The sequence below is a fragment of the Micromonospora sp. D75 genome (assembly GCF_018070405.1).
GTDB lineage: Bacteria > Actinomycetota > Actinomycetes > Mycobacteriales > Micromonosporaceae > Micromonospora > Micromonospora chalcea.
This window is the reverse complement of the sequence record NZ_JAGPXV010000955.1, coordinates 1-1,480: the sequence shown is the minus strand read 5'-3', so window position 1 is coordinate 1,480 and position 1,480 is coordinate 1. Positions and strand designations below refer to the sequence as shown.

2 protein-coding genes and 1 pseudogene are annotated in these 1,480 nt (G+C 74.1%); 1 reads left to right on the top strand and 2 read right to left on the bottom strand.

Annotated features, from left to right (window positions below):
- Positions 1-409, bottom strand: a 409-nt coding sequence (locus tag KBX39_RS31050; protein ID WP_247660787.1) for a sulfurtransferase, incomplete at its 3' end; no start/stop codon positions are given.
- Between the two features lie 98 nt (positions 410-507).
- On the opposite strand from KBX39_RS31050, the gene KBX39_RS31045 reads away from it, so the two are divergent.
- Positions 508-1,194 (top strand): metal-dependent transcriptional regulator, encoded by a 687-nt coding sequence (locus tag KBX39_RS31045; RefSeq protein ID WP_082931031.1) that lies wholly within the window; start codon positions 508-510, stop codon positions 1,192-1,194.
- 6 nt (positions 1,195-1,200) lie between these two features.
- On the opposite strand, the pseudogene KBX39_RS31040 reads toward KBX39_RS31045, so the two are convergent.
- Positions 1,201-1,480: pseudogene (locus tag KBX39_RS31040) on the bottom strand (hypothetical protein); the annotation flags it as partial.

Genomic DNA, 1,480 nt, shown 5'->3' with positions numbered 1-1,480 from the left:
TGTCGACCGGCAGGCCGGCCGCCGCCCCGGCAGGGCAGCCGCCGTGCAGCACCCGCACCTGCCGGTGGCCCGCCCAGCGCAGCGTCCACCAGGCCCGGGCGGCGGACATCCCGTCGCCGCCGTCGTACACGACAACGGGGTGACCGGCGCGGACACCCGCCGCCCGCAGCGCGGCCTGCAACGCCGCCGGGTCCGGCAGCGGGTGCCGGCCGGCGGCGCCGGGCCGCCCGCACAGCTCGGTGTCCAGGTCGACGAAGACCGCGCCGGGCAGGTGGCCGGCAGCGTAGTCCGCGCGGCCGGGCGGCCCGGTGAGCCGCCAGCGGACGTCGAGCAGGGTCGGCGGGTCGGCATGATCGAGTTCGGCGGCGAGCCGGTCGGGCTCGACCAGCAGGTCTGCGGTGGCGGACATGCGGTCCAGTCAACACCATCCGGGCCGCCACCTCCGGCTTCGCCTGCCGTCGATGGTCGGTGGTAACGGGTACCATCGGTGCCCGGGAGGCCGCTGACGTGAAGCACGACCTTGTTGACACGACCGAGATGTACCTGCGCACCATCCTCGAACTCGAGGAGGAGGGTGTGCCGCCGCTGCGTGCCCGCATCGCCGAGCGGCTCAAGCAGAGCGGCCCGACCGTCAGCCAGACCGTCGCGCGGATGGAGCGGGACGGCCTGCTCACGGTCGAGGGCGACCGGCACCTGAGCCTCACCCCGGCGGGTCGCAACACCGCCGTGTCGGTGATGCGCAAGCACCGGCTGGCCGAGCTGCTGCTGGTGAACGTGATCGGGATGCCCTACGAGGAGGCCCACGAAGAGGCCTGCCGGTGGGAGCACGTGATGAGCGACGCGGTGGAGAAGCGGGTCTTCGACCTGCTCAACCGCCCCACCCGCTCGCCGTACGGCAACCCGATCCCGGGCCTGGAGGAGCTGGGCGACCCGGGCCAGCCGCCGGTCGAGGCCGGCGAGAGCGAGCGCAACCTGGCCTTCCCGGGCCTGTCCGGCCAGGTCGTGGTGCGCCGCATCTGCGAGAGTGTGCAGACCGACTCGGACGTGCTCCGGCAGTTGCACGCAGCCGGTGTCGACCCGGGCGCGACGGTGACCGTGGCGCAGGAACGCGACGGCGTCTCCATCGACCGCTCCGGCGACCGGGTCCGCCTGCCCCGCGAGGTGGCGTCCCGGGTGTTCGTCGCGGCCCGCTGACCCGGGTCAGAGCTGGCGGGTGTCGATCACCTTGGCCAGCGTGACCAGCTTGCCGGCCGTCTTGTCCGCCTCCGCCTTGGCGGTGCCGGTGGGGGCGGTCCAGCGCAGGGTGGCGAGCCGGCCCTCGGTGGCCAGCCAGCCGACCTCGGCGACCGGGCCCGCCTTCGCGGTCTTGGGCAGCGTGCGCCGGTAGCCGGCCTTACCCAGCTTGGTGATCTTCGTGGCGCCGCTGGGCTGCACGTCGAGGGTGAACGTGGCCGCGTCGATCGACGTCTCGGTGACCGAC